Raw genomic sequence first — 23,795 nt, 5'->3', positions numbered from 1 at the left:
ACCGTCATTCTTTGATTTGCCTATGCGAAGGTTTCTTGCTTCCATGGAAACAAAGTAGGTAATCATGAATCTAGATCTTAATCCCCAAGAAACAAAACACCTTTTGAATGCACTTGCCGTGTTCGAATGGGTGAGCAATTCTCCACACGAAGAAACAGACCCTTCTGTAGATGAATTCATCCAGTCCCTTCTTAAAAAACTTTCTGCTGGCGGCGATAAAGGACCCATAGTTTCCGAAAACGGACTTTTCACCATCTCGGAAGAATACTTCCAAGAAGTATTCGAGTCTTATATCGAACCTTATAACGACGACATCTTCTGGACGGATCTTTCTACAGAACTTGCCCAAAGAGATTTGGAACAAAAAGTATCAGCAAAAGATTTGGAAGCACTAAGCCCAGAAGATTACGAAGCTAAGGTAACTAAAGAAGCAGAAAAGTATGATGCTGAATTTGAAAAGAATGGTGTGGATAATCTTTTCCTAAAAAAATAAAGATTGGTTCCAAACTTTTAAGAAGTTTTTTCCCATTCAATTAAGACCATTGTTTGGTCATCCTCTTGTTCTTCTCTCCCTTGGAAGAGGAACAGTTGGATGACGAGTTCTGCAAGCACTCTCTCCGATTCCTTTCCTTGGTAATCCGTTAGAATCTTTTGGATTCTATCCATTCCAAACTCTTCTCTGGACTCATTTTTTTGTTCCAACATTCCATCGGTAAAAAGAAGAATTCTATCTCCCATTGCCATTTGGAATTGTTTTTGTGTATAGGGTTGGTCTTTTTTAAGCCCAATGATATTTCCCGTACGATCTAAAATGGTTTGCTTGTCACCTGATTGAAAAATTTGATTGGGGTGACCAGCTGACGAGTAGTAGATGGTCTTTGTGTTCGTGTTTATGTCCAATAAAAAACCAGAGAATACAATTTTTAATCCAGAGAATTTATTCTGAATCTTTTGGTTGAGATGGTTCATTAAATCATCGGTTTTGGTAATGAAACGTTTGATGGCTTCGTATTCTGATTTGATTGCCATGGTGTAGAGTGCTGCTTGGATTCCATGCCCCGTGGCATCTGCTACAAAAAAACGAATCGTTCCATCATCCAACTCAAAGATATCATAAAAATCTCCCCCCACTTCTTCTTGCGGTTGAAAATACAAATGAATTTTTAAATGTTCAAACTTGATTCCATCTTCTGGGAGAATCTTTTGTTGGATTTTTTTGGCAAGGAGGAGGTCTTTTTTGATTCGATTTAAAGACGAATTCAACTGGTAGGTTCTTTCGGAAACAATTTGTTCCAGATTTTCTGTGACTGCGAGTAGCGATTCGTTACTAATCTTTAAACTCATCGCTAATTCTTCCGCTCTGATAAATGCATTGGCAATGCGACTGGAAAGTATAAGTGATTGAATAAAAATAAAACAGAGTAGGGCATAAGGGGTAAGTCCAATCCCACGGTTATTCACGCTATGTCGTAAAATATCAAATGCCACAGAAAATGCTAAAACCAAAAGTCCTAAAAAAAACAATTTTGAATTGGGTCGTTTGTTAAACACTGCTTTTAAGTTGATATGGATGACATACCCTATGGTAAAAAAAGATAAGGCTTGAAACCCATACAATAAAATGGTAAATACTGAAATTGGTAAAAGAAGTGTGAGTGCGAAGACGATACTTGTGACTAACACATAACGAACATATTTTTTGTTAGATTCTTCGGGGAAAAGAGAGTAGATAAATAATAAAAAAATGGGAACGGCAAAATAATAGGAAGCAAACTCTATACGAAAAGCCGTAGGCCAATGGAAACCTGGAAATAATTCCAAGATATACCGCTCTCCAGTAAAAGCCAAACGAATCCCAAGTAAAAAACAAAAGATGGCAAAGTAGAAGATGGAAGTTTCTTTTCGTTTGTAAAAATACAATCCAAAATGATACAAACCAATCAGAACAAGAGCTCCCAGTAAAAAAAGTTCTCGGGCAATGGAGAGCATCTTTTCCCGATCTAAGGCATTTTTATTTCCTAAACTCGGGATGGCCCAAAATCCACCAAAATTATTATCATAGTTGGCAATATGAAATACAAGTTCGATCACTTCCTTATCCGGAATGAGAGTATAGTATTTAGATTTGATTCTTGGCGTATCATCAAATTTGTTGATGCCTGGTTTTCCTTGCCCACCAATCAGAACCCCATTGGCAAAAAATCGATAAGAGGAAGCAATATCCGGAATATAAATTCTTAATTCTTGGCCTACTGTTTGTTTGCTAATTTGAATGAACGCTCGTAAGGTGACATGTCCTGACCTTGGCAATTCTTCTCCACCAAACTCTTCATCCTGCCAGGAACTCGGGATGGCCAAATAACCTGTGATTTGTTTTTCACCGTGAAAGGGTGGGTAGTGGAAATCCCCAAAATATAATTCCCATTCCCCTTGTAAGTCGACAATGGTGTTTTCTTTAAAAGTCAGGTCATGGAGATCCAAAACCCCTTGGCGGAACCGATATGGTTCTTCCTGTTCGGGGTTCTGACAACTAAAAGTAAAAAACAGGAGAGAAAAAACTCCCGTTAGTAGGATTTGTTTTCGCATAAACGGATTTTAGTTTTTTCTTTGTATAGGAAAGGACTAATTTCGTCCAGAATATCCTATCACATCCATAAAAGCAGAAACAGAAAATACTGCTTTTCCTGGACCTGGTTCCCCGTACCCAGGAGGAGTGGGCAATCTGTACAGTTCAAAGGTTTCTTTCCATGTGCGAAGGAGTTCGCAAAAATACACAAGGGGGGGACCTGCTTGTTGGCCAAGGGTTGTATAAGGTTCAGGACACCATGCCGTAAATCTCGGAACAATCCCTTTGGACATAAAGAAATCTAAGCCTTGTTTTGTGGATTTGATTGCTTCCGCTACTGTCTTAAATCCCCAAGGCTCCGAAAGTTCCACTCCACCCACAAAGTTAGGAATCACATTTTCTGGACCAAAGACTTCGGCAGAATCCACCACACGGCGAATCCAATTTTCGTAACCAATCCAACTAGACTTACCAGGACAGATTTTTTCAAAGAGTGCTTTGTCCCAAACTTCATAGTTGGGATGATAAATTTGGATTCCTGCATCTTTGAACTTTTGGCAATCTTCCTTTTCAAAGGCTTGGGCCACTAGTTTTCCCATCCAACGTTTGGGAAAACGTGCCTCAATGGCCTCTGGGTATTGAAGGTAAAAGTCCACTTCTGATTTTTTCTTTAAATTGGTAAGGACCGATCCACCGGTCAATGTGTACACTTTCGCGATTTGGTCTTCTGCATCCACCCAAGAAAGAACTTCTAAAATATCTTCCACATCCTTCACTCCCGTATAAGGGCGACCGGCACCTTTTTGTTGGCGGTAGTTATGGTTGATATCGCAATAAGCACATTCTTCGTCTTTTCCAAAGTATTGGCAGTTGCGAAAGACAGTGAGATACAAAAGATAACCCCATTCGATGACTGGTGCCACCTCGCCAGGTAATTTTCCTGATTTTGTTTTGTGACTGTACCAAGACGGAATGGGCGGATATTCCGCGCTGCCTATCTCCGTTTCTTCTAAAAACAGCGTGGGGATCCCTGCCTTTGATTTCATTTTATATGGGGAGTTTGGGTTGTTTCTTGTGGAAATCACTGTCTTTAGAAGGCCAAAATGGCCACCTGAGATTTTGATTTCCTCAGGAGCTTTGGTGTCTGCCCCGTCTTTTAGGTCGGCAAGAGGGATATGATCGAAGGAGAAGATAAAATAATCTTTGGATTTATAAGGATCTTTGACTAAAAAGGATTCTGGCAAAAAATGAATGCCCTGTCTTAGGATGTCTTGTTTGACGATGGCTTCCATAGGTAGGTCTTTGTACATCCTCTCCATTTCTTCCAGGAGTTTGATGGAGGAGGCGGGTCTTTGGTTCAGTGTGGAGGTTTCAGCCATAATGGGAGTTTTTTTCTTCCTTGATCTTAGACAAAGCGATTTTCCCGAAAAAACCCCTCTTTTCCCTTGAAAATGGCTAGTTTCAGTGAAAAATACTGAATATTCGTTTACAAATCCGGTCACTAAATTATTTTTTTTCCGAACTAATGAATTTTTTTTCATTCTAGAAAAAAATACAAAAAAGCTGGGAATTTCTTATGCCCCAGTTTGTTGATTAGAGAGTAACGAAAGTTGAATTTCACTAAGGGACAGGACGATATGAAAGCATCGAAACTAACCATAATGGGCCTCGCGCTTCTTTTTACTGGTCTTACAGTTTGTAAGAAACCAGACGCAGAAGTGTCCGAAGCACCTAAAAAAGCTGCAGATTTATCTGCGGTAGTCGTATTTGCGGTAGGAGATTCAAAAATCCAACACGCAGACCAAACAGAAGAAAAAGCACAGCTTGGTGCCCTTCTGAAATCCGGGGATAATGTAGTCACAGGCGACAATGGAAAAGTAGACATCCAATTTGCGGATGGATCGAGCATTCGTATCTCTCCTAAGTCCGCTATTGACTTTGCTAAACTTTCCCAAGACAATTCAGGAACTACAGACACTCAAATTGCTCTGGTTTCTGGAAAGGTATTTGCGAAGGTCAACAAAGCTAAGAAAGAAGACAACTTTACTGTCGTAACACCGACTGCAATTGCGGGTGTGCGGGGAACGTCTTTTATCGTAGAAGCTGCAGAAGGAAAACCTGCGAAAGTAAAAGTAGTTGAAGGTGCGGTTGCATTTGCTCCACGTGTTCCTGCTTTAGAAAAACTTTCTTCAGAAGAAATTTCTGGAAATGCCGATTTGAAAAAACTTCAAGACTCACTTGCGAAAGCAGAAGTGATCTTAGAGAAAGACCAAGCATCCACTCAATCAGCTAAATCTGCTGACCTTGCGAAGTCTTCTGCTGACATCAAGTCTTTGGATTTGACAAAAGCATTCAAAACTTCTGAAAAAGAAAAACTCGTTGTTGAAAGTGCAAAACTTACTAAAAACGAAGAGCAAGAAATCAAAACAATCGTGACAGTTGATAAACAAACTGCCCAAGAGATCACAAGACTTAGCGAATCAGCTCAAACCGAAAAGTTAGATGAGTTGAAAAAACAAGAAATCGATGCTAAGAGACATGTAATCGAACAAGATGTTGCGAAACGCCAAGAAGAAGAGAAGAAAAAATTCGAAGACTCTTTGGCTAACCAACCAAAAGAATTTAAGTCTAAAAAAGACATCGTAAACTACTACGAAAGAATTGAAAAAATCGTATTAGTCGATGGTAAAACAGTGATTGGCGCGATCATCAACCAAGAAAACGGACAGTTGATTGTTCACACTGAAAATGGTGTTAAAAGAATTGATATGGACAATGTAGAAGAAGTCATTTACGACCTTCAACAGAAATCTAAATTCTAAATAAACCAACCCTTAAGTAGAAAAGAAGCCTGGAAGAGAAATCTTTCGGGCTTTTTTTATGTACAAATTGGTTTCGAAGGTTCTAGGTTCTTACTTTAAAACAGAATGATAAAAGGGAGGATTTATGATTCTTTGGATTTGTATTCGTTCCAGAGGATTCTTATGGCACTGATGAGTGGGCTTGCTTCGATGAGCAGTAAATTGGATTGGTATTTTACAAGTAAGGTACTATTTCCAAAATGGTCCATATCTCCCCACTCGACTTGTAAATCGGGAGAGTGAGACAAAGCTTTTTGGATCAGGACCTTAACTTCGAAGTCATTTAGGCTTTCTCCGATTTCACTCAAATCTTTTAGAATCGAGAAAAAGAATGTTTTGGCAAGTTCCTCTTGGAATGCCTCCAATTGTTCCTGGTCCATACTTTATCTTTCGGACTAATTAGTGGCTTCGTCGGAAAAATATTCATCCGCATGGTAAGAAGAGCGAACCAGTGGCCCAGAAGCAACGGTTTTGAATCCCGTTTTATATGCATACTCCTTCCAAAATTGGAACGTTTCTGGTTTGATAAATTCCTGAACCGGATAATGGGTGGGGCCTGGTTGCAAGTATTGACCAATGGTGAGCATTCGAACCCCGTTTGCGAACAAATCCTCTAAACATTGTTTTACATCCTCTTCGTTCTCCCCGAGACCAAGGATGAGGCCACTTTTCGTTAAAAATCCATGTTTTGCAATATGGGAAAGAACTTCTAACGAACGTTTGTAGTTCTTTTGAGGAGTGATTGCGGGAAACAATCGCTCCACGGTTTCAATGTTGTGGTTGATGATATTGGGTTTTGAGGCGTAGAGGACTTGTAAAGATTCTTCTTTGGCTTTAAAATCAGGGATGAGTACTTCTATGGAACATTCTGGACGGTAAGATTTGATTTTGGTAATGGTTTCGGCAAAGTGGCCGGCTCCCCCGTCTTTTAAGTCGTCCCGATTGACAGCGGTAAGAACTACATGGCGTAGTTCTAGTGCAGAGACTGACCTTGCCACTTTCTCTGGTTCTTCCAAATCTAAGGCCTTCGGTTTTCCAAAAGCAACGTCACAGTATTGGCAGCGCCTTGTGCAAATGTCTCCGGAAAGCATATAGGTTGCTGTGCGTCTGTTCCAACAATGGTTGAGGTTCGGGCAGCTCGCAGATTCACAAACCGTATGAAGTTGTTTGGATTCTACCTCTTTTCTGACTTGGGTTAGGGCATCTCCTTCCGTCGGAAAACTTACTCGGACTTTCATCCACTCGGGAAGCTGGATCCGGGGGCTGATATTTTTTGACCGAGGTTTCTTTTTTAAAGGATTCATACCTTCTTTAGACTTTTTGAAATGAGGCCACTTTGTAAAATGGAAAATCATGAGGATCAACGCATTTCTAGCCAAATTAGGTCTCGGTTCCCGTCGGAAAGTGGAAGAATTGGTCCTTGCTGGCCGAATCAAAGTCAACGGAAGTACCATCACAGATCTTTCCTTTCAAGTCGAAGAGAGTGATTCGATCAGCTTTGATGGAAAGTCAGTCCAAATGGAAGAGGAATCTTTAAAGCGACCCAAAATTATCGCCTTTAACAAACCTCCTGGTTACTTAACTTCCCACGAGGATAAGTTTCATGAGAACACCATCTTCTCCCTTTTGCCGGAAGCCTTTCAAAAATACAATTATGCTGGCCGATTGGACTTAGATTCCAGGGGCCTTTTGCTTTTATCCATTGATGGAGATTTTATCCAGAAGGTAACACACCCTAGAAATAAAATTGATAAAGAATACATCATTAGCCTGAAACAACCTGTGGCATGGAAGCCAATAGCCGATGAATTTATGTTAGGTGTAAGGGAAGGTGGTGAAACTTTACGAGCCCTTGCTGTGAAACCAGCGAATGTGGTTCCCGAAAAGACTCCTCCTGGATTTACGAGTTATCTCAGTATCATCTTAAAAGAAGGAAAAAAACGCCAGATTCGCAGAATGTGTAAAGCAAAGGAAATGGTGGTTCTTGATCTCTATCGGATTCGGATTGGAAAATTGGATCTACGAGACGTTGTGCTCGAAGAAGGAAAATACAAAGTGATCACCGAAGAGCAGGTTCTTGGAAAACCGACTCCTTAAATTGGTTGAAGAATCCAATCAGCTCTTAAAATGGTGAGGTTAGGGGATTTGTGTTTTTGAAATCAAAACAGTTTTTATTATATCCAGTGGTTCTTTTCTTTTTTGTCTTTTTGGTAGATAAAATTTTCCTTTTGCCAGTCTTTCATGAGGAGTTCCTCCAAGCAGGTAACTCTGTTTTTTATTTCCAAAGAAAGGTTTTAGCCAAACGACTATTAGCTGACAAAGAAGTTGATGAGAAAAAACTAGCACTTGTTTTTGGTGACTCACGTTCGTATCCTTTTTCGGAATTAGGGATCCCTGAACCATACCGTAAAGACTGGACTTTATATAATTTCAGTAGCCCACAAGGAATTCCTATGAATTCCTATATCCAATTAAAAAAGCTATTGGAGTCAGGTGTCAAACCTGAGTTTGTCATTTTATCGCTCAGTCCAGAGGCCTTTGATGATAATAAAGGATTTATTTTATCACCTTTTCTTAGAATGGGTTGCGACAACGATTGTTTAGATCTAGTTTGGAAAGACATCCCTTTGAAAGAAAAATGGGCTTATTTTTTAGATACAGTTTTTTCTATTCGCAGTGTCGAATTAAACCTATCCCTTTTTAGCACCCGACTGAAACAAAAAAAACTCAAAGAATATAAATCTCTCTACAATCAAGAATTTCAACTCATCAACTTTACAAAGGGTGAATATTTGATGTATGGGGTACAAGCCAATCCGGTTGAAAAGATCAAAAAAGATACACTTCGGATTGGAAGTTTGTATATGAGCAGTTATTCGCTTGGTGAATCACAAAAACCTTATGTAAAAGCATTTTTGGAGCTCACAAAGGAGCACCAGATCAAAACCTTGGTTCTTTGGCCAAAAGTCTATGGCGATTATTATAAATATTATGAAAAGTTTCACATAAAGGAAGTTTGGTGGGATGAGATAGAAATACTCGCTACTTCCTATGGTGCATTCCCTTTAAATTGGAACAAAGCCGGAACTTGCGATTTGTTTAACGATGCTTCCCACCAATCTGCTTTTTGTTTTATCGATCAGATGAAAGAGATTTGGGTGACTTACGCTGAAAAGTAGATTTAAAAGTTTACCCAGCAAAATCAAAGCACCCCTATCGGTAAAACGGAAAGAACGTTCCCTTCGCTTTGCCATCTGGAGTCTAATTAGTAGCACTGTATCCATTTGGTCGATCCTCGCGATTACCAATTTATCCGGGCATTCGCTTCTTATTGGTTCGTTTGGGGCAACGGCGGTGCTTTTATTTGCTGTTCCCGATGCACCTCTGTCTCAACCTAGAAATTTAATTGGGGGACATTTGATTTCTGCAACCATTGCTGTGATTCTTGTGGCAACTCTTGGAACCAATTTTTTCACTATTGGATTTTCTGTGGGACTTTCGATTTTTGTAATGTATTGGACTCACACCTTACATCCGCCAGGTGGCGCTACTGCAATGATTGGAGTGCTTGGAGGAGTGGGAGCGGATTTTATTCTATTTCCGGTGTTAATCGGAGTTTTGATATTGCTCGTAAATGCTTTAGTAATCAATAATTTGGTCCACCACCGAAAGTATCCGGTGGTGTGGTTTTAATATTTTACCAGGTAAGTTTTTTGGAATCTTCTATAAACTTTGTTAGGCCACTATCGGTGAGTGGGTGTTTAAAAAGCATTTCAAATACAGAGTAAGGTAGGGTCACACAATCGGCACCACGAAGGGCCACTTCTTTGAAGTGGATGGGGTGACGAACTGACGCAGCAAGGATTTGTGTTTCAATTCCATAGTTGTCATAAATATCTCGGATCTCTGAGATTAGTTCCAATCCATCATAACCGATATCATCCAAACGACCCACAAAAGGAGAGATGTAGCTTGCACCCGCTTTGGCAGCAAGAAGGGCTTGGTTGGCAGTGAAACAAAGGGTTACGTTGGTTTGGATTCCTTGTTCTGAGAATGCTTTTACCGCTTTGATTCCTTCTGGAATGAGTGGAACCTTAACAACAACATTTTCTGCAATTTTAGAAAGTTCTAAACCTTCTTTGATCATCGTAGGAGCATCTGTTGCAAGAACTTCTGCGCTTACTGGACCTTTTACAAAACTACAGATTTCTTTGATGACTTCCGTAAACTTACGGCCGGATTTTGCGATGATGGATGGGTTCGTGGTGATCCCATCTAGGAGACCAAGTTCATGGACTTTTTTAATTTCGTCTATGTTGGCTGTGTCTAAAAATAAATTCATTTTGCCTCGTCTGCTTGGCATTGGTTTGCCAAGCCTCACGAGACAGGGTAACTACGGGATTAAATCCCGCAAGGTTTTTGTTTCTTGAACACTGAAGAAATCGACATAATCCTTAGCGATGACCTCTTTGAGATTGGCAGAAAAGTAATCGATCCTGCGAGTATAGGGAGTTTTTTTGTAACCTTCTCTCCAAACAACGGCAAATCCACCGCGGGGAGGATTCTCTCTTCTTTCCACAAGTTCCCAAATGGCAGCTCCGGAGACCTTATCATCTCCAATAGATTCCTTTCTGGGTTTGCCATATTTTTTTTCCATCTTCTCTTTGATTTTTTCTGATGGGACCAGATTGAAGGTCACACCTACAGAAAACAAAATCCCGTTTTCACGGAATTCTGTTTTTCCATCCAGGGAAGGATCTGCTTCCGCCGCTCCTTGTTTAGGGCGAACTTCTTTCAAAAGCTCCGGGGTTTTATAAAAGCGATAGAGATAGAAGATACCATTTCGTTTGATGAGGAGACTTTCATCCTTTTTCTCATTTAAGAGTTCGATCTTTTCCTTTGATTCCGGATTAGTTGCCATCGATAAAAATTTTTCACGAATGGATTCAAAGGTCATCCCCCAAGAGGCTTCTGCAAATCCATCCAAACTATTGGGAATTTCGGTTTGAGCAGAAAGGAATCCTGGTAGGCAAAAAAGAAGGAAAATTAGGTATTTCTTCATACCATTTCTATCGGCCGAACGAGGAAAAAAGAGAACCCGTTTCTTACTTAAATTCATCCGGGAAGGGGTCATCTCCCAGTCCAAACTCGTCAGTTTCGTTTGTAAAGGGACCGTCTTCCTCGGCTTCCCAAGAGTTGTTTTCTGACTGGTCTGGGGAGGTGGGTGCACCCCAATCGTCTTCCGATTCATAGGAAAAGGAAGATGGACTTTCCTCAAAACTCATACCAAAAATTGGCTCTCGGTTCCAGAGAAAAACAAGAACGGGAATTTGTAAAAGAAGTAGGAGGAGATAAAATAAAAAGAAAAGATCTCGGTCAAGCCCATAGTGGACTGCCCCCGCAGACAAATTTCCGAGAGCCAGGCCAGAGAGAACAGGTTTGGCTAGAGCCAGGTATTTTTCTCCCCGGTAGGCTTCTTTTAGGAAGGGAAAGGAAAAGAAAATAGCCAAAAAAAAGATCGGCATATGGAAGATATGTTCAAGGGGGCCAGGTCCCTTTTCCCCGAGTAAGGATCCTAGAAGAGACCAAAGCCAAACGAATAAGGCCGCTCCGAAAAAGGATGCGACCCCATAAACCAAATTTCCCCCTGATTCCAGAACATCCAGACAAATGCGGAATACATCCCCACGAATGTCTGTTAGTTCCTCTCTTCTGTAGTTGGTTTTGGCAGAAAAGAAAAGTATCTTTACGTAATAGGTAGTTACGGCCGTCACCAAACAAAAGAAAACGAGGAATAGAAGGAAAAGAAAAAATTCCATTAGTGACGGAAATGCCTCATTCCAGTAAAGACCATAATCAGACCATGTTCGTCAGCAGCTTGGATCACCTCTTCATCTCGGATAGAACCACCTGGTTGGATGATTGCCTTGGCACCCACTTTGGCAATGGCATCGATCCCATCACGGAAAGGAAAAAAAGCATCACTGCCCACATAAGATCCCACAACCGAGAGGCCTACTTTTTGGGCCTTCATTGCCCCGAGTTCTACCGAATCCACTCGTGACATTTGTCCCGCTCCAATTCCGAGAGTTGAGTTTTGGTCCGTATAAACAATCGCATTCGATTTAATAAACTTCACACAGTTCCAAGCAAACATCAAACCTTCTAAATCATCTGCTGTTGGTTGTTTTTTCGAAACAATTTTCAATTTGTCTTTAGTGATCAAATCATAGTCGCGATTTTGAATGAGTAGGCCATGGTGTAGGGAACGAAGATCCAGTTCATCTAGAGCTTCATCAAACTTGGCAATGGGGATCAAACGAACATTAGGTTTTTTTGCAAAAATCTCCAAAGCTTCGTCTGAAAAACTTTCGGCAATCACACCTTCAACAAAGTTTTTTGTCATCTCTTCTGCCGATTCTTTTTCCACTCGGCCATGGATTCCAATGATTCCCCCAAAAGCAGAAATAGGATCTGTTTTTCTTGCGAGCTCAAAAGATTCTAAAACTGTTTCACCAAAGGCTATCCCACATGGGTTTAGATGTTTTACAATGGAGACGGCATTTTTGGGAAGTAGGCTTGCTACATGGAAGGCTGCATCAAAATCCAACATATTATTAAAAGAAAGTTCTTTTCCTTGTAAGGCTTCAAACTGTGATTTGATAAATAGTGGTTCATAAAAAGCTGCGTCTTGGTGTGGGTTTTCACCGTAACGAAGTTTTTGTTTTTTGTTAAAAGCTAAAGTGATTTTGTCCGGATATTTGATATCTAATTTTTTATTAAAAAAAGTGGAGATTGCTGAATCGTAAGAAGCGGTTTCCGAAAAAACTTTGGCTGCATATTGGAAAGCTGTTTCACGAGAAACTTTTCCTTTGTTTTTGGTAAACTCTGCTTGGAAGGATTCGTAATCTTTTGGATCTGTGAGAACTACAACATTTTTATGATTTTTTGCCGCCGAACGGAGCATAGATGGCCCACCGATATCAATGTTTTCGATAGCATCTTCCAAGGTTACATCTGGTTTCATCACTGTTTTGACAAAGGGATACAAATTCACGATGACAAGAGTGATGGGAACAATTCCATTGCTTTCCATTTGTTTGACATGGTCAGGATTGGTTGTGTCACCCAGTAGCCCCCCGTGGATTTTTGGGTGGAGGGTTTTCACTCGGCCGTGGAGGATTTCTGGAAAACCAGTAAATTCATCTACTTTTTTCACAGGGATTCCTGCTTTGGAGAGGGCATCATAGGTTCCACCGGTGGAAAGAATTTCCACACCGTTTTTAGCTAAGAAGGAACAGATTTCCGTAATTCCGGCTTTGTCGGATACGGATACAAGTGCTCTTTTGATTTCGATCATTTTAGGATTTCTACCTTTCGTTCTTTGATTTTTAATTTATCTTCACAAAACAGTTGTATAGCGAGAGGAAGGATTTTATGTTCTTCCGCAAGGATTGCAAGGGATAGTTCTTTTTCGGTCCACTCGGGGGCAATGGCAATCGCTTTTTGCAATATGATGGGACCCGTGTCCACACCTTCCTCTACAAAATGAACCGTACAACCTGCCACCTTTACTCCGTAGTCCAAGGCTTGCTTTTGGGAATCGAGACCGGGAAATGCCGGGAGTAGGCTTGGGTGGACATTGATGATTTGGTTTCGAAACCGGCGTACAAATTCGGACTTTAGAATCCGCATGTACCCGCAAGCCACAATCAGGTCTGGATCTAAACTTTCCACTTGAAGGAGTAAATCCTTATGGTAGTCCGTCTTTTGTGTATAGGTGGCATACGGGATGACTTTTGTGGGAATTCCAAAGGATTTGGCGATCCCGAGAGCCTTGGCCTCTGGGTTGTCTGTTACAAGGGCCACCAGGTCGAGCTTTAGCTTTTTTTTTCGAATGTACTCGACAGAAGCGGTAAAATTGGATCCTCTTCCTGAGGCCAAAAAAACGGCACGTTTTATTTTTCCCATGTGATATTCTAAGAATATTCACTTGGGTCATTAAGCAAGTATCCTTTTTGGTCGATGGGAATACTCAGGAGAAAAAAATGTCGCTTGCGAGAAAAACCGGTGCCTCTGCTTACAATGAATACAAAGCCAATGAGATATCTACCGTTAGCCAAATCAAATTGATTGTGATGCTCTTCGACGGAGCCATCCGATTCCTTGGTGTGGCAAAAGACAATATGACTCCCAGAAAGTATGATGTTGTGAACAACAATATCATTAAAACCCAAGACATCATCACAGAACTTCTACTTTCTCTCAATATGGAAGAGGGGAAAGAAGTCGCAAATAACCTTCTGTCCTTATATGTTTATTTGAAGAAACGATTGTTAGAAGCGAATATGCTAAAGGACAAAGTGATCATCGAAGAGTGTATCAAAATCCTCATTGAGTTAAAAATCTCTTGGGAAGAGTTAGAAAAAAAAGACACTCCGAATCCAAATACTGCTCCCGGCACAAGACCTACAGGAATTTCGATTACTGGATAATTGAATAATACTCACAAATCTATGATTTCATCCAAACAAACGACCAAACAACTTTTACAGAAAAAAATCCAATACTTGGATTCTCTTATCTCCAATTTGAAAAGAGAAGAAGAATTACTTTCTTACAGAGATGCGGACACGGCTGTGAAGTTAGAATTTAAAAATGAAACATTCGTGCGGAAGTTGGAAGAGGTAGACCGGGAACTTTGGGAAAGACAGGAAATGGAAGTTTACTCAGAAGAGGAGATTGCCATTTCCGAAACTGTTTTTGAACGGTTAGACGCGGCCAGAAATCTACAAGAGAAAGTGCAAGAATTGCTTGTTTTCGAAATGAATGAGAGTAAAAAAGAATATTGGGAATTCAGTATCAAACGTAGATTAAAATCGCATTTGATGCAGTCCTCCGGCCTCTCATGGACAAAAAATTACTGTTAAATGATTCCCTCCATTTTTTAGGTCTCTCTCTCGGTTTTACGGAATCCGAACTCAAAGAATCCTATCATAAATTAGCAAAAAAATACCATCCTGATTCCGGCGAATTTACCAGTGATGTTATGTTTTTGGAACTAAACAAACATTACGAATCCTTAAAAGATTATCTTCTGATCCATCCCGAAGAGGAAGTTTCGGCAGAGGGAAGTGGAGACTGGAATGGAGATGGGGATACAAACACTCCTTTGGTAAAACCCTCCAAAGATCCAATATTTCATGAATACAAACAAGCTAAGGAAAAAGAAACCAAAGCAATTTTGCGTTATTATGAAAAACGGGATCTCCATCCCATTGAACTATCGGATAACTTAAACAAGGAACTTGTCCAATTGAGAAAGGACCTAGAACCCGTAATTTCAGTCTATGCAGAGATTTTAAAAAAACATTCTACAAGCCTTTGGGCAAAAGATGCCAAAGATTCTTTAGAACGCCTTAAAGTTTGGTGGAGTTAAAAAAAAAGCCGGAAGAAAATCCCCGGCTTTTTTTATTTTCTCAAATTCAATTCTTTTTGCCATAGAACCTATTGGAAGTTCAAACCTTCCGGCAAAAAGAATGATCTATGAGTCGGTTTTGGTTAAGGCGTTGGTGCTGCAGCCGCTTCTCCACCCAATAAACCGAGCGAAATATCTGGAATCCAACTAATAAGAACAAGGCCAATCAGAAAGAGCCCAACAATCGGTGCTACCGATTGGATGACCTTACCTAACGGTTGTTTGAAGATACCAGAAGCCACAAATAGGTTCACTCCCACTGGCGGAGTCAAATAGCCAATTTCCAAATTCACAATCATAATGATTCCGAAGTGGACTGGGTTGATTCCATAGTTCACAGCCATTGGCGCGAGTAGTGGCGCTAAAACGAGGATCGCACTCATGATATCCATAAACATTCCCACGATGAGTAACAATATGTTTACACCAATAAGGAAGGTCACAGGGCTTGAAATGAGTCCGGACATAGTGGCTACCAAATTCTGAGGAATTTCGTTTTCGATCATGAACTTGTTTAAACTTACCGCAAGGATAAGGATAAGAAATAGAATCCCAAGCATTTCTGCACTTTCCGCCATGATCTTCGGGATCTTAGGAAAACTGAGTTCTTTGTGGATAAACACTTCTACAAGGATGGCATAAAATACTGCAATCGCTGCTGATTCTGTGGCCGTAAAAAATCCTGAGTAAATTCCACCGAGAATCACCACGGGCATTAGAAGGGCAAGAACACCTTCTTTCCATGCGATACGGATTTCTTCCCAGTCCCATTTTCCTCGACCCACTTTCCCTGCGCGTAACACAGAGTAGATCATTAGAAGTGACATGAGTAAAATTCCAGGCCCTATCCCTGCGATGAAAAGATCGGTAACCGAAACTCCCACCATAATCGCATACACAATCATAGGAATACTCGGTGGGATGATGATCCCAAGAGTTCCCCCTGAGGCAAGTAGTCCCATAGAGAACTGAGTAGGGTAGCCGGCCTTAGTTAAGGAAGGATACATCAGTCCACCGATGGCAATCAGAGTCACAGGAGAAGATCCAGAGATGGCAGCAAAAATCCCACAGGAAAATACCCCTGCAATCGCAAGGCCCGCAGGAATAGGAGCTGTCATCGCTTGGGCAATCCGAATGAGTCGTCTGGCAATACTTCCATGGGTCATTAGGTTCCCTGCAATGATGAATAGGGGAATCGCAAGTAGGATTTCCTTATCTCCAGCAAAGAACAAATCCCCGATGATACTGTTGAGTTCATGGAAGGACTCAAGAGGTGGATCTGGTAAAAAGTAATAACAATACACAGTGATCGCACCCATAAGCACAATCAAAGGTTGTCTGAGTAAAATTAAAGCGAGTAAGAGTAGGAGTATTCCCCAAGAACCCATTAGCGATTCCCCCGTGAGTTTGGTTCAAAAAGTTCCGCTTCCGCAAGTTCCAATGCTTCTGTAGCTTCATTGATATCGGAAGGAATGAGTGCCGGAAAAATTCCATAACACAAATGTCTAAAACCCATAGAGAGAAAGATGTAAGGAAAAATCATCTGGACTTTCCACAAGTGAATTTCTGTTACGGGATTCACTTCATCTAAACTGATACTTTCTAGAACATAAATGACAGATAGGTAGGCTAAAAATAAAAAGAAAAAGGAAATTACCCACTGCTCTACAATTTTGATGTAAGGTAACAATGCTTTTGGTAATACTTTGTCTGCAATTTCTGGACGGAGATGAGAGCCTTTAGCACTAGCAAGGGCTGAACCAAATAGTCCTCCCCATAACATAAAATAGAGGGAAAGTTTTTGTGCCCAAATGATTCCACCAAGGCCGAGCCATTCTAAAAATCCAGAGGTCCCTCCGTGGATGGATTCGGCAATGTAAACGCTCCAATCTCCCACAAAACCAGCAAAACCAGTGTTTGGATAAGCTTCTGTAGCTTCCAATACCCAACCGAAAACTTTATCGATTACTTCTCGTTTGGAAACGTCAGCAATCATGAGAAGAGTGAGCAGAAGGAAACAAATCCCCCCTGCCCATCTCTCGCCGAAACTCAAAGTGTTTAGAATTCGTTCGACGAATTTCATGTATCTATATCCTTCCTTAACCTATCCGCCGCAAGCTGCTTTGGCTTTTTGGATTTTGTCGAAAATTTGTTTCGACTGGCCACCAATTTTGTTAATGACTTGTCCAGAAACCGCGTTTGCTGCCGCTTTAAAACCAGCCAAATCTGCGTTAGTTGGTTCATACACGACCACATCGGCTTTTTTCAAAGTAGCAATCATGTTTTTTTCGATAGAACGAACGGCTTGTCTAGCACCTGGCGCGAGTTTGTTACCTTCTCCCATTAGAGTTTTCTTTTGTTCGTCGTTTAAGGTATCCCAAAACTTTTTCGAATAAAGAATTGCCGCTGGTTGATAAATATGGCGAGTTAAAGTAAAGTATTTGATCGCCGTTTGCCATTCTGCTGCTAAAGTGAAGAGAGGAGTGTTATCAAAACCTTCTACTACACCGGTTTGTAAGGAAGGAAGAACTTCTGGGATGGCAATCGGAATTCCACTCACACCCAATTGTTTCCAATAAGCAATGTGCACTGGAGATTCTTGGATTCTGATTTTGACACCTTTTAGGTCTTCAGGTGTTTTTACAGGAGCCGATTTTGTTCCGATGGAACGATATCCATTTTCTGCCCAAGTAACAAAGATTAGGCCTTTTGCTTCAAATAATTTACGAAAGTCTTCTTGTAAATGATCATCTAGAACACAATCTGCTTGTGCATAAGAACTAAATAGATAAGGAATCTCTAAAACGTTTAGTTCTTTGACAGTATTGGCAAGTGCACCCGCTGTGAGACCAGCACCTTGCAGTTTTCCACGAATGACTTGTTGGAGGATTTCGTTTTCTCCACCCATTTGTCCACCGGGATAAATTTTGAATTTAATTTGCCCTTGCGATTCTGATTCAATTTTCTTTTTGATTTTGGCAAGTTCGTTCGCCCACGGAGATCCTTCCGGTGCCACTGTTGCCAACTTAACGGTCGTTTGAGCAAATAAACCCCCACTGATGGTGAGGGCGATACTTACACAAACTAAATACTTTAATTGTCTTAAAAACATCTAGTTCTCCTAGTAAAATGACTATAGTTCGTCGAGTAATTTCTTGGCTTTTCGTTGTTCTACGATTTGATCTGCTTCGATTTCAGGAAGAGATGCCGCTTTGCCTTTTAGGACATATTCTAATTGTTTTTTGAATTTGTCTTCGTTTCCTTTTAGGCGGCTTTCTGCATATAGAACGCGAACAGCAAAGTAATTAGGGTGTTTTGCAATGGCTTCTTCGAACAATTTGTCTGCTAATTTTTTGTCTCCGGTTGGAGAAAGAGCGTTACTTGCTGCGTCATATCTAAGTGTCGCAGAGTAGAAATATTCTTTACCCATCGTTTTTTCGATTTCTTTTGCACGGTTGATCATTGCAGAGAATTTCGAACGGTTGGACAATAGAGTTGTAAATCCAACTAAACGTGACCATTTTGCAAGAGATGCATATCTCCAATAAAGAGCATCGATGTCTTGTGGTCCAAGAACATCTAAAGCTTTTTCAATCTCTAGTTTATCTTTGACTACTTTGTCTCTGAACTTTGCATTCATTGCAAGTGCAGCTTCACACCAAGTCACCGCGGCATCATAGAATTGGATAGATTCTTCTTTTACTTTTTCGTCAGCATCAGCATCACCTGTAAGTTTTAACCAAAGGTGTCCGTCACTTAGAAGATAATTTCCGCGACAGAGTAAAACTTTCACATCTGCATATTGAGGATTCTCTAATGCAAATTTTTCTAAACCAACAAGTGCTTGTCTAAGATCCTGTTCGTTTTGTCGGTTCTTCCATAATTTTTCTAGATCAGCCGGAAGTTTTGCTGGGGCAGTGGCTCTTTCTACATCAGACGCAGAGATTTTCACTTGTCTTGATTTTCCACAGGCAACCACGGAAACGAGCACGAGAGCTGCCATTGCGATTTTTGACCAATGTTTCGTTTGGTACATTTTGTATCATCCTCCAAAAGATATTTGGGACCTGAATCCCTTTCTATTTGTATCCTCAAGTTCCGACTTTGGGGCAAAATTTTAGATGAATTCTAAAAAATGCACAAAGAATTCCCATGATTCCGGAAAAAAATACACGCATTTGACTTAAATGCAAGAAAGTTTTATTTTAAGGGACAATAAGAGCGTTTGAGGAGATCGAGACCCGAAACGAACTGGTGCTATTCTGGAGGTTGACGGCAAGGCCGAGGGTCCTCATGGCAATATAGGTTCCCGGGGTGAGGGTAGCAAAAATACGGCAAGCCACCCCTGTTGTATTGGGGTTGGTGGAGGGATCGATTTCAAAAATATACTCGATGGGTTGGACAACGGTTGCCTGTGACAAAACGCAGTCGCTGCCCAAACCGAGATCGGCCGGGTTTTGGGCCAAAGTTTCCGTGGCCCCCGAATAGAGTCGGTACCCTTGGAAGATAAACTCCGGGTTTTGAGCTCTTACTTTTAGCGTAAAATTGGAATTTCCATTGTTTGTGATGGAAATAAGAGTGGGGGGAGCCTGGACTGAAGCTGTCGTGGAGTAATTGGTACATCCAAAAACCAGGAACAGGGGGAAGGACAAAGAGATGAGTTTCGGTAAAAAAGGAGCAGTGTTCATTTTTCGCCTCTTGCTTCTCGGTGTTTCCTCCGCCACCAATAGAAGGCAACCACAGCAATGGCAATGGCCACAAGCGCCAAGATGATGGTTTGGCCATTTCGCACCCACCCCATCAGTTCGTCAAAATTATGGGCCCCGTAATAACCGAGATATACCCAAATGGGAACAGAGATAAGGGCCGCAAAACCATCGGTGAATAAAAAACGAAGGAAACTAATTTGTTTGGAAGTGCCCGCAGTAAAGAAAATAGGCATCCGCAGTCCTGGCATAAAGCGCCCGAAGAAAACCACCCAACGTCCGTATTTTTTAAACTGTTCGCGTACTTTGTCGAAACGTTCTGGGTGGAGGACTGTCCTTAGGACAGGCAGGGTTAGGGCTTTTTCCCCATAGTAACTTCCGAGCCAAAACACAAAGCTGTCTCCGAGTAATACACCGGCCATTCCTACAAGGAACATGATATGAACATTGGCATAACCAAGTCCAGAGATGACTCCACCGGCAGTGAGGGAAATGTCTTCGGGAACCGGAAGACCAAATCCACAAAGGATCAGAATTCCAAAAACGGCAAAATAACCGTATTGCATAAAAATGGAAACTAGAGTTTGTAGAAAGTCCATGAGGGATTTATACTGATTTTATGGTTTCGTTCAAAAAGGAAAGAGATTTATGAAGAAAGGGAGAAATGAACTCCTAGAGGAAGAAGAAAAAATCCTTGCCCGCTATGCAGTAGGCAGTAGAAATCCGGGCGAAAGGGAATATCCAGAACCGGAACATCCCTACCGGCTTCCTTTCCAAAGGGACCGTGATCGTATCATCCATTCTCATGCTTTCAAACGCCTGGAATACAAAACTCAAGTCTTTGTATATTCGGAAGGGGATCATTTTCGCAATCGACTCACTCATACTTTAGAAGTTGCAGGGATTTCCAAAACTATCTCGAAGGTTCTCGGTCTCAATGAAGACTTAAGTGAAACTATCGCCCTTGCTCATGACTTAGGTCATTCTCCTTTTGGACATGCTGGCCAAGAAGCACTTTCCGAACTGATGCGCGGCAAAGGGGGGTTTGAACACAACAAACAATCGTTACGTGTAGTTCAAAAGTTAGAACGAAGGTATCCTGAGTTTCCTGGTCTAAATCTTTGTGGAGAAACTTTACTGGGAATTATGAAACATGGGGGAGACTATGAAACTTCCGAACTCTTGGATTCCAGGCGAGATACAGGGCCGTCGCTAGAAGCAATGGTTGTCGATAGTTCTGATGAAATTACTTACAGCGCACATGATTTGGAGGATGGATTGGAAAGTGGACTTCTGGCACTTTCCGATGTAAAAGAACTGAAAGTCTGGAAACGAATCGAGGATTCCCTTCCCAAAACCAATCCATCGGATAAAGATTCCATTTCTCGTTCCGCAGGAAGGGTGCTTCTCAACCTGATGGTTTCTGATTTGATTGATAGCACCGACAGTTGTTTACAAAAACATTCGATTGAGACGAGAGAGGATGTGTCGAGAGCCTTTCTTAACCAAAAGAAACTTGTTCAATTTTCTGAAGAGTTCCAACTCGAATTTAAGGAACTCAAATCTTTTTTGTTTGGAAAACTCTATCGCCATCCAGAAGTTTCCAGGATGAGTGAAAGGGGGAAAGAAACCATTTTTTTACTCTTCAAACATTTCGAGTCCCATCCAGAGTCGATTCCTGAGTCGTACAGGAACAGAGAGGAAGAAGAAGGAAGAATGCGGATCATTTGTGATTATATAGCAGGAATGACAGACCGCTATGCCATTGAAAAGTTAAAACGAGAAGGTATCCTTTGGTTTCCTTATTAATGAAAATGATAACACTAGAATTTGATTACCAAAACTTTGGAGATATTTGAATGTATCAATTGTATTCCAATTCCCGTTCCCCTTATAGCAAACGCGTACATATTTATTTGCAATATAGAAAACTTGCATACGAAACTATTACGATTGCCTTAGAAAAATTAGAAAATAGAAAAAAACCTTTTATACAAATCAATCCCTATGGTAAAGTTCCGGTTCTCGGTGAAGAGGGATTTTTCCTCGCGGAGTCACAAGCTATCATTCGTTATTTGGAAGAAAAACATTCATTTGAATTTCCTTTTTTTTCTAAGGAAATCCAATCGAGAGCTCTTCTGAACCAAGCCATCCAACGTTGTGAATCAGAGTTTTGTTTTCCCGGAAGTATCATCTACTTTGCAAAGAAGTTTGTCCCAGAAGAAAAGTGGGATAAAAATCGAATGAAAGATTCTTCCAAACGGATTGGAAGGCATCTGGATATTTTAGAAGGGATCTTAGAATCTAATGATTATTTACATGAAAATCGATTTGGGTTTTTAGAAATTCTTTATGCTCCTTTTGTCAAACAAATCGAACTTATGGAAATAAAAGTTCCCCCTCTTGTGGAAAAATGGACCAAGCGAGTGTTAGTGGAGCCAAGTGTTGTTTCTGCCCTGGGGGACTAAGGAGTAATTCTGTTTGATATGTCTTTTTCTGATTAGGGTGATTCAGGGAGGAGGGTCATTTCTTTAAGAAACTGGTTTTGTAAGGAATGGGAAAGATCCTTCCAGTTTTTGGCCCAATCGGCTGATCCTTCTGGGCCGACCAAATTGGTAACTGCTAAGTAGGCAGTGACAGAAACAGAAAACTTTGCCGCAACTTTCGCAATTCCAAATAGCTCTAAATTCTCCACTTCCAAACCAACCCAAGATTCCTCTGGCGGGTTTTTAAGTTCCACAAGCGAGATGGTGGTCGGGGCATTACAAGAAACTTTTAGATAACCTTTGTCAGAAACTAGTTGGTAGGACTCTGGAGATTCTGGGATTTGTTTGGATAATTTTAAGGCATGAGTCAGTTCTTTCGTGTAAACAAGCTTAGGCGAAACGATCGACCTAATTGGAATATGAGTCCATTCATAAGCCCCGCAAGATCCAAAAAAAAGGATATGCCTGATCTTTTTATTTCGAAAAAGAAAATCGGATAAATTAACGGCAGCCTCTAAGTTTCCAATTCCCATCACTTCAATATGGGGAAATTTACCTGAAGCCCGAAGGATCCCAATCTCTCCTTCAAATGCTCCGGTAACTAGTGTTTGGTTAGGATTAAAGGGTAACAAGTCCTTCCGTTTCTGAATAGCCATACATTAAATTTAAATTCTGTAAGGCCTGTCCTGCCGCCCCTTTGACAAGGTTGTCAAGGGCAGACACAATCACGAGAGTATTCCCTTTGATACGAAACCCTAGATCCAAAAAGTTTGTGTTCTGCACTTTTCTGATCTCTACTTCTTCGGGATTTTGATACAATCGAACAAATGGTTCTTTCTCTGCTGCGACTTGAAATTTTTCTTCCACTTGTTTTGGATCCATTCCTTTCGGAAATGAAATGTAAATGGTAGCAAGGATTCCTCTGTAGATCGGCAGTAGGTGGGGAGTAAAATGAATTTCTTTTTCTTCTGTCCCTACAAAACCGTATTCTTCCATTTCTGGTTCATGTTGGTGTGTAAGGATTTTGTATGCTCTGAAATTTTCATATACATGGGTATAGGCAAATTTGATTTCTTCCGTCCTTCCACCCGCTCCACTCACTCCCGATTTGGCATCCACGATGACTGGGCCCTGGATTTCTTTTCTTAAATTTCCAAGAAGGGCAATGGGTAAAATGGCAGAGGTCGCATAACAGCCAGGATTCGAAACAAAATTCGCATTTTTTAATTTTTCTCGAAAGAGTTCTGGCAAACCAAAGACTACTTGGTCCATCATCCCAAATTCTGTATGAGGAAATTGATAGGCCTTTTCGAATTTGGCTTGGTTATGAAGTCTAAATGTTCCCGAAAGATCAATGACCTTACGACCTTCCTTCAAATACTGGGGAGCTTTCTCAAGCGAAACTTCATTCGGAGTGGCAAGCACAATTCCTGCCTCGTTGGGAACAGGGGCATCGTGTTTCTGAAACTTTAAATCCGGCAAGTGGCTTAGATCGGGGAAAACTTCACGGATATGTTTGCCGTCCACTTGGTTGGACGTGACATGAACCAGTTCAAAACCTGGATGGTGAGCGATAAGCTTTGTGAGTTCTTTTCCGGTAAGACCACCGGCACCAATGATTGCAATCTTTGTTTGTTTCATAGAGGGAACCAAGGTCAAGATTTGCGGATTGGTACGTGCTGTCAAACGGCTCTAATC

27 protein-coding genes are annotated in these 23,795 nt (G+C 41.0%); 10 read left to right on the top strand and 17 right to left on the bottom strand.

All coding sequences use genetic code 11. From position 1 onward, the window contains the following. Positions 1 to 64 precede the first annotated feature (64 nt). Entirely contained in the window at positions 65 to 493 is a 429-nt protein-coding gene (locus JWG40_RS02490) for a hypothetical protein (protein WP_205284279.1), read from the top strand. Positions 494 to 510: 17 nt separating this feature from the next. Here the strand turns inward: JWG40_RS02490 and JWG40_RS02485 are convergent, their stop codons facing one another. Continuing rightward, positions 511 to 2,586 carry a PP2C family protein-serine/threonine phosphatase gene (locus tag JWG40_RS02485; RefSeq protein WP_205284278.1) on the bottom strand — a complete coding sequence of 692 codons (2,076 nt, stop codon included), beginning with the start codon at positions 2,584 to 2,586 and terminating at the stop codon, positions 511 to 513. A gap of 36 nt (positions 2,587 to 2,622) precedes the next feature. Further along, positions 2,623 to 3,945, bottom strand: a complete 1,323-nt coding sequence (locus JWG40_RS02480; protein ID WP_205284277.1) for a radical SAM protein — start codon at positions 3,943 to 3,945, stop codon at positions 2,623 to 2,625. Positions 3,946 to 4,203: 258 nt separating this feature from the next. On the opposite strand from JWG40_RS02480, the gene JWG40_RS02475 reads away from it, so the two are divergent. After that, complete coding sequence (locus JWG40_RS02475; RefSeq protein ID WP_205284276.1) at positions 4,204 to 5,388, top strand: lipoprotein LipL45; 1,185 nt, start codon at positions 4,204 to 4,206, stop codon at positions 5,386 to 5,388. Between the two features lie 122 nt (positions 5,389 to 5,510). Here the strand turns inward: JWG40_RS02475 and JWG40_RS02470 are convergent, their stop codons facing one another. Beyond that, the gene (locus tag JWG40_RS02470) at positions 5,511 to 5,807 is read right to left on the bottom strand and encodes a hypothetical protein (protein WP_205284275.1); all 297 of its coding nucleotides are present in this window, start codon (positions 5,805 to 5,807) and stop codon (positions 5,511 to 5,513) included. Between the two features lie 15 nt (positions 5,808 to 5,822). Then, positions 5,823 to 6,731, bottom strand: a complete 909-nt coding sequence (lipA, locus tag JWG40_RS02465) for a lipoyl synthase (RefSeq protein ID WP_205284274.1) — start codon at positions 6,729 to 6,731, stop codon at positions 5,823 to 5,825. A gap of 49 nt (positions 6,732 to 6,780) precedes the next feature. On the opposite strand from lipA, the gene JWG40_RS02460 reads away from it, so the two are divergent. Genes JWG40_RS02460 through JWG40_RS20010 form a run of 3 tightly spaced genes read left to right on the top strand, consistent with a single transcriptional unit; the run spans position 6,781 to position 9,120 of the window. After that, on the top strand, positions 6,781 to 7,524 hold the full coding sequence (locus JWG40_RS02460) for a pseudouridine synthase (protein WP_205284273.1): 744 nt from the start codon (positions 6,781 to 6,783) through the stop codon (positions 7,522 to 7,524). Positions 7,525 to 7,580: 56 nt separating this feature from the next. Then, positions 7,581 to 8,606 (top strand): DUF1574 domain-containing protein, encoded by a 1,026-nt coding sequence (locus tag JWG40_RS02455; protein ID WP_205284272.1) that lies wholly within the window; start codon positions 7,581 to 7,583, stop codon positions 8,604 to 8,606. Further along, complete coding sequence (locus JWG40_RS20010; RefSeq protein WP_269751577.1) at positions 8,596 to 9,120, top strand: HPP family protein; 525 nt, start codon at positions 8,596 to 8,598, stop codon at positions 9,118 to 9,120. The genes JWG40_RS02455 and JWG40_RS20010 overlap by 11 nt, the downstream gene beginning before the upstream one ends. Before the next feature lie 4 nt (positions 9,121 to 9,124). Here the strand turns inward: JWG40_RS20010 and fsa are convergent, their stop codons facing one another. From fsa to purN, 5 genes are read right to left on the bottom strand one after another with little or no spacing between them, the layout of a single operon-like run. Further along, positions 9,125 to 9,769, bottom strand: coding sequence for a fructose-6-phosphate aldolase (fsa, locus tag JWG40_RS02445; RefSeq protein ID WP_135658737.1), 645 nt, complete (start codon positions 9,767 to 9,769; stop codon positions 9,125 to 9,127). Positions 9,770 to 9,820: 51 nt separating this feature from the next. After that, positions 9,821 to 10,489: a hypothetical protein gene (locus JWG40_RS02440; protein ID WP_205284312.1), complete on the bottom strand. Its 669-nt coding sequence runs from the start codon at positions 10,487 to 10,489 to the stop codon at positions 9,821 to 9,823. Between the two features lie 43 nt (positions 10,490 to 10,532). After that, on the bottom strand, positions 10,533 to 11,246 hold the full coding sequence (locus tag JWG40_RS02435; protein ID WP_205284271.1) for a hypothetical protein: 714 nt from the start codon (positions 11,244 to 11,246) through the stop codon (positions 10,533 to 10,535). After that, on the bottom strand, positions 11,246 to 12,787 hold the full coding sequence (gene purH / locus JWG40_RS02430; RefSeq protein WP_205284270.1) for a bifunctional phosphoribosylaminoimidazolecarboxamide formyltransferase/IMP cyclohydrolase: 1,542 nt from the start codon (positions 12,785 to 12,787) through the stop codon (positions 11,246 to 11,248). Before purH ends, JWG40_RS02435 begins: the two co-directional genes overlap by 1 nt. Next, complete coding sequence (purN, locus tag JWG40_RS02425) at positions 12,784 to 13,398, bottom strand: phosphoribosylglycinamide formyltransferase (RefSeq protein ID WP_205284269.1); 615 nt, start codon at positions 13,396 to 13,398, stop codon at positions 12,784 to 12,786. Before purN ends, purH begins: the two co-directional genes overlap by 4 nt. Positions 13,399 to 13,475: 77 nt before the next feature. Here purN and fliS point away from each other — a divergent pair, with 77 nt between their 5' ends. Genes fliS through JWG40_RS02410 form a run of 3 tightly spaced genes read left to right on the top strand, consistent with a single transcriptional unit; the run spans position 13,476 to position 14,866 of the window. Further along, positions 13,476 to 13,922, top strand: a complete 447-nt coding sequence (fliS, locus tag JWG40_RS02420; protein ID WP_015681737.1) for a flagellar export chaperone FliS — start codon at positions 13,476 to 13,478, stop codon at positions 13,920 to 13,922. 21 nt (positions 13,923 to 13,943) lie between these two features. Beyond that, positions 13,944 to 14,357 carry a thioredoxin domain-containing protein gene (locus JWG40_RS02415; protein WP_205284268.1) on the top strand — a complete coding sequence of 138 codons (414 nt, stop codon included), beginning with the start codon at positions 13,944 to 13,946 and terminating at the stop codon, positions 14,355 to 14,357. Beyond that, on the top strand, positions 14,336 to 14,866 hold the full coding sequence (locus tag JWG40_RS02410; RefSeq protein WP_205284267.1) for a DnaJ domain-containing protein: 531 nt from the start codon (positions 14,336 to 14,338) through the stop codon (positions 14,864 to 14,866). The genes JWG40_RS02415 and JWG40_RS02410 overlap by 22 nt, the downstream gene beginning before the upstream one ends. A gap of 122 nt (positions 14,867 to 14,988) precedes the next feature. On the opposite strand, the gene JWG40_RS02405 is transcribed toward JWG40_RS02410, so the two are convergent. The 6 genes from JWG40_RS02405 to JWG40_RS02380 form a co-directional block, all read right to left on the bottom strand. After that, positions 14,989 to 16,293 (bottom strand): TRAP transporter large permease, encoded by a 1,305-nt coding sequence (locus JWG40_RS02405; RefSeq protein WP_002975919.1) that lies wholly within the window; start codon positions 16,291 to 16,293, stop codon positions 14,989 to 14,991. After that, complete coding sequence (locus JWG40_RS02400; RefSeq protein ID WP_205284266.1) at positions 16,293 to 16,988, bottom strand: TRAP transporter small permease; 696 nt, start codon at positions 16,986 to 16,988, stop codon at positions 16,293 to 16,295. The genes JWG40_RS02405 and JWG40_RS02400 overlap by 1 nt, the downstream gene beginning before the upstream one ends. Before the next feature lie 21 nt (positions 16,989 to 17,009). Continuing rightward, on the bottom strand, positions 17,010 to 18,017 hold the full coding sequence (gene dctP, locus JWG40_RS02395) for a TRAP transporter substrate-binding protein DctP (RefSeq protein ID WP_205284265.1): 1,008 nt from the start codon (positions 18,015 to 18,017) through the stop codon (positions 17,010 to 17,012). A gap of 21 nt (positions 18,018 to 18,038) precedes the next feature. After that, positions 18,039 to 18,941, bottom strand: a complete 903-nt coding sequence (locus tag JWG40_RS02390; RefSeq protein ID WP_205284264.1) for a TRAP transporter TatT component family protein — start codon at positions 18,939 to 18,941, stop codon at positions 18,039 to 18,041. Positions 18,942 to 19,110: 169 nt separating this feature from the next. Further along, positions 19,111 to 19,593 (bottom strand): LIC11661 family lipoprotein, encoded by a 483-nt coding sequence (locus JWG40_RS02385; protein WP_205284263.1) that lies wholly within the window; start codon positions 19,591 to 19,593, stop codon positions 19,111 to 19,113. Then, a complete protein-coding gene (locus tag JWG40_RS02380; RefSeq protein ID WP_205284262.1) occupies positions 19,590 to 20,210 on the bottom strand; it encodes a DedA family protein in 621 nt (206 codons plus the stop codon). Before JWG40_RS02380 ends, JWG40_RS02385 begins: the two co-directional genes overlap by 4 nt. A 49-nt stretch (positions 20,211 to 20,259) precedes the next feature. Between JWG40_RS02380 and JWG40_RS02375 the strand changes: the two genes are divergently transcribed. After that, complete coding sequence (locus JWG40_RS02375) at positions 20,260 to 21,420, top strand: deoxyguanosinetriphosphate triphosphohydrolase (RefSeq protein ID WP_205284261.1); 1,161 nt, start codon at positions 20,260 to 20,262, stop codon at positions 21,418 to 21,420. A gap of 50 nt (positions 21,421 to 21,470) precedes the next feature. After that, positions 21,471 to 22,079, top strand: a complete 609-nt coding sequence (locus JWG40_RS02370) for a glutathione S-transferase family protein (protein ID WP_205284260.1) — start codon at positions 21,471 to 21,473, stop codon at positions 22,077 to 22,079. A gap of 32 nt (positions 22,080 to 22,111) precedes the next feature. Here JWG40_RS02370 and JWG40_RS02365 read toward each other — a convergent pair whose 3' ends face one another. Then, positions 22,112 to 22,729, bottom strand: coding sequence for a phosphorylase (locus JWG40_RS02365; protein WP_205284259.1), 618 nt, complete (start codon positions 22,727 to 22,729; stop codon positions 22,112 to 22,114). Then, positions 22,716 to 23,738 (bottom strand): N-acetyl-gamma-glutamyl-phosphate reductase, encoded by a 1,023-nt coding sequence (argC, locus tag JWG40_RS02360; protein ID WP_205284258.1) that lies wholly within the window; start codon positions 23,736 to 23,738, stop codon positions 22,716 to 22,718. The genes JWG40_RS02365 and argC overlap by 14 nt, the downstream gene beginning before the upstream one ends. Between the last annotated feature and the right edge of the window lie 57 nt (positions 23,739 to 23,795).

Source organism: Leptospira abararensis (genome assembly GCF_016918735.1).
Taxonomy (GTDB): Bacteria; Spirochaetota; Leptospiria; order Leptospirales; family Leptospiraceae; genus Leptospira_A; species Leptospira_A abararensis.
Note: the sequence above shows the minus strand (reverse complement) of the source record. Positions and strands in the feature narration are given on the sequence as shown.

Bases quoted from the DNA above. Each gene is read 5' to 3' on its own strand.
- JWG40_RS02490 (WP_205284279.1), top strand. From the start codon at position 65: ATGAATCTAGATCTTAATCCCCAAGAAACAAAACACCTTTTGAATGCA.
- JWG40_RS02485 (WP_205284278.1), bottom strand. From the start codon at position 2,586: ATGCGAAAACAAATCCTACTAACGGGAGTTTTTTCTCTCCTGTTTTTT.
- JWG40_RS02480 (WP_205284277.1), bottom strand. From the start codon at position 3,945: ATGGCTGAAACCTCCACACTGAACCAAAGACCCGCCTCCTCCATCAAA.
- JWG40_RS02475 (WP_205284276.1), top strand. From the start codon at position 4,204: ATGAAAGCATCGAAACTAACCATAATGGGCCTCGCGCTTCTTTTTACT.
- JWG40_RS02470 (WP_205284275.1), bottom strand. From the start codon at position 5,807: ATGGACCAGGAACAATTGGAGGCATTCCAAGAGGAACTTGCCAAAACA.
- lipA (WP_205284274.1), bottom strand. From the start codon at position 6,731: ATGAATCCTTTAAAAAAGAAACCTCGGTCAAAAAATATCAGCCCCCGG.
- JWG40_RS02460 (WP_205284273.1), top strand. From the start codon at position 6,781: ATGAGGATCAACGCATTTCTAGCCAAATTAGGTCTCGGTTCCCGTCGG.
- fsa (WP_135658737.1), bottom strand. From the start codon at position 9,769: ATGAATTTATTTTTAGACACAGCCAACATAGACGAAATTAAAAAAGTC.
- JWG40_RS02440 (WP_205284312.1), bottom strand. From the start codon at position 10,489: ATGAAGAAATACCTAATTTTCCTTCTTTTTTGCCTACCAGGATTCCTT.
- JWG40_RS02435 (WP_205284271.1), bottom strand. From the start codon at position 11,246: ATGGAATTTTTTCTTTTCCTTCTATTCCTCGTTTTCTTTTGTTTGGTG.
- purH (WP_205284270.1), bottom strand. From the start codon at position 12,787: ATGATCGAAATCAAAAGAGCACTTGTATCCGTATCCGACAAAGCCGGA.
- purN (WP_205284269.1), bottom strand. From the start codon at position 13,398: ATGGGAAAAATAAAACGTGCCGTTTTTTTGGCCTCAGGAAGAGGATCC.
- fliS (WP_015681737.1), top strand. From the start codon at position 13,476: ATGTCGCTTGCGAGAAAAACCGGTGCCTCTGCTTACAATGAATACAAA.
- JWG40_RS02415 (WP_205284268.1), top strand. From the start codon at position 13,944: ATGATTTCATCCAAACAAACGACCAAACAACTTTTACAGAAAAAAATC.
- JWG40_RS02410 (WP_205284267.1), top strand. From the start codon at position 14,336: ATGGACAAAAAATTACTGTTAAATGATTCCCTCCATTTTTTAGGTCTC.
- JWG40_RS02405 (WP_002975919.1), bottom strand. From the start codon at position 16,293: ATGGGTTCTTGGGGAATACTCCTACTCTTACTCGCTTTAATTTTACTC.
- JWG40_RS02400 (WP_205284266.1), bottom strand. From the start codon at position 16,988: ATGAAATTCGTCGAACGAATTCTAAACACTTTGAGTTTCGGCGAGAGA.
- dctP (WP_205284265.1), bottom strand. From the start codon at position 18,017: ATGTTTTTAAGACAATTAAAGTATTTAGTTTGTGTAAGTATCGCCCTC.
- JWG40_RS02390 (WP_205284264.1), bottom strand. From the start codon at position 18,941: ATGTACCAAACGAAACATTGGTCAAAAATCGCAATGGCAGCTCTCGTG.
- JWG40_RS02385 (WP_205284263.1), bottom strand. From the start codon at position 19,593: ATGAACACTGCTCCTTTTTTACCGAAACTCATCTCTTTGTCCTTCCCC.
- JWG40_RS02380 (WP_205284262.1), bottom strand. From the start codon at position 20,210: ATGGACTTTCTACAAACTCTAGTTTCCATTTTTATGCAATACGGTTAT.
- JWG40_RS02375 (WP_205284261.1), top strand. From the start codon at position 20,260: ATGAAGAAAGGGAGAAATGAACTCCTAGAGGAAGAAGAAAAAATCCTT.
- JWG40_RS02370 (WP_205284260.1), top strand. From the start codon at position 21,471: ATGTATCAATTGTATTCCAATTCCCGTTCCCCTTATAGCAAACGCGTA.
- argC (WP_205284258.1), bottom strand. From the start codon at position 23,738: ATGAAACAAACAAAGATTGCAATCATTGGTGCCGGTGGTCTTACCGGA.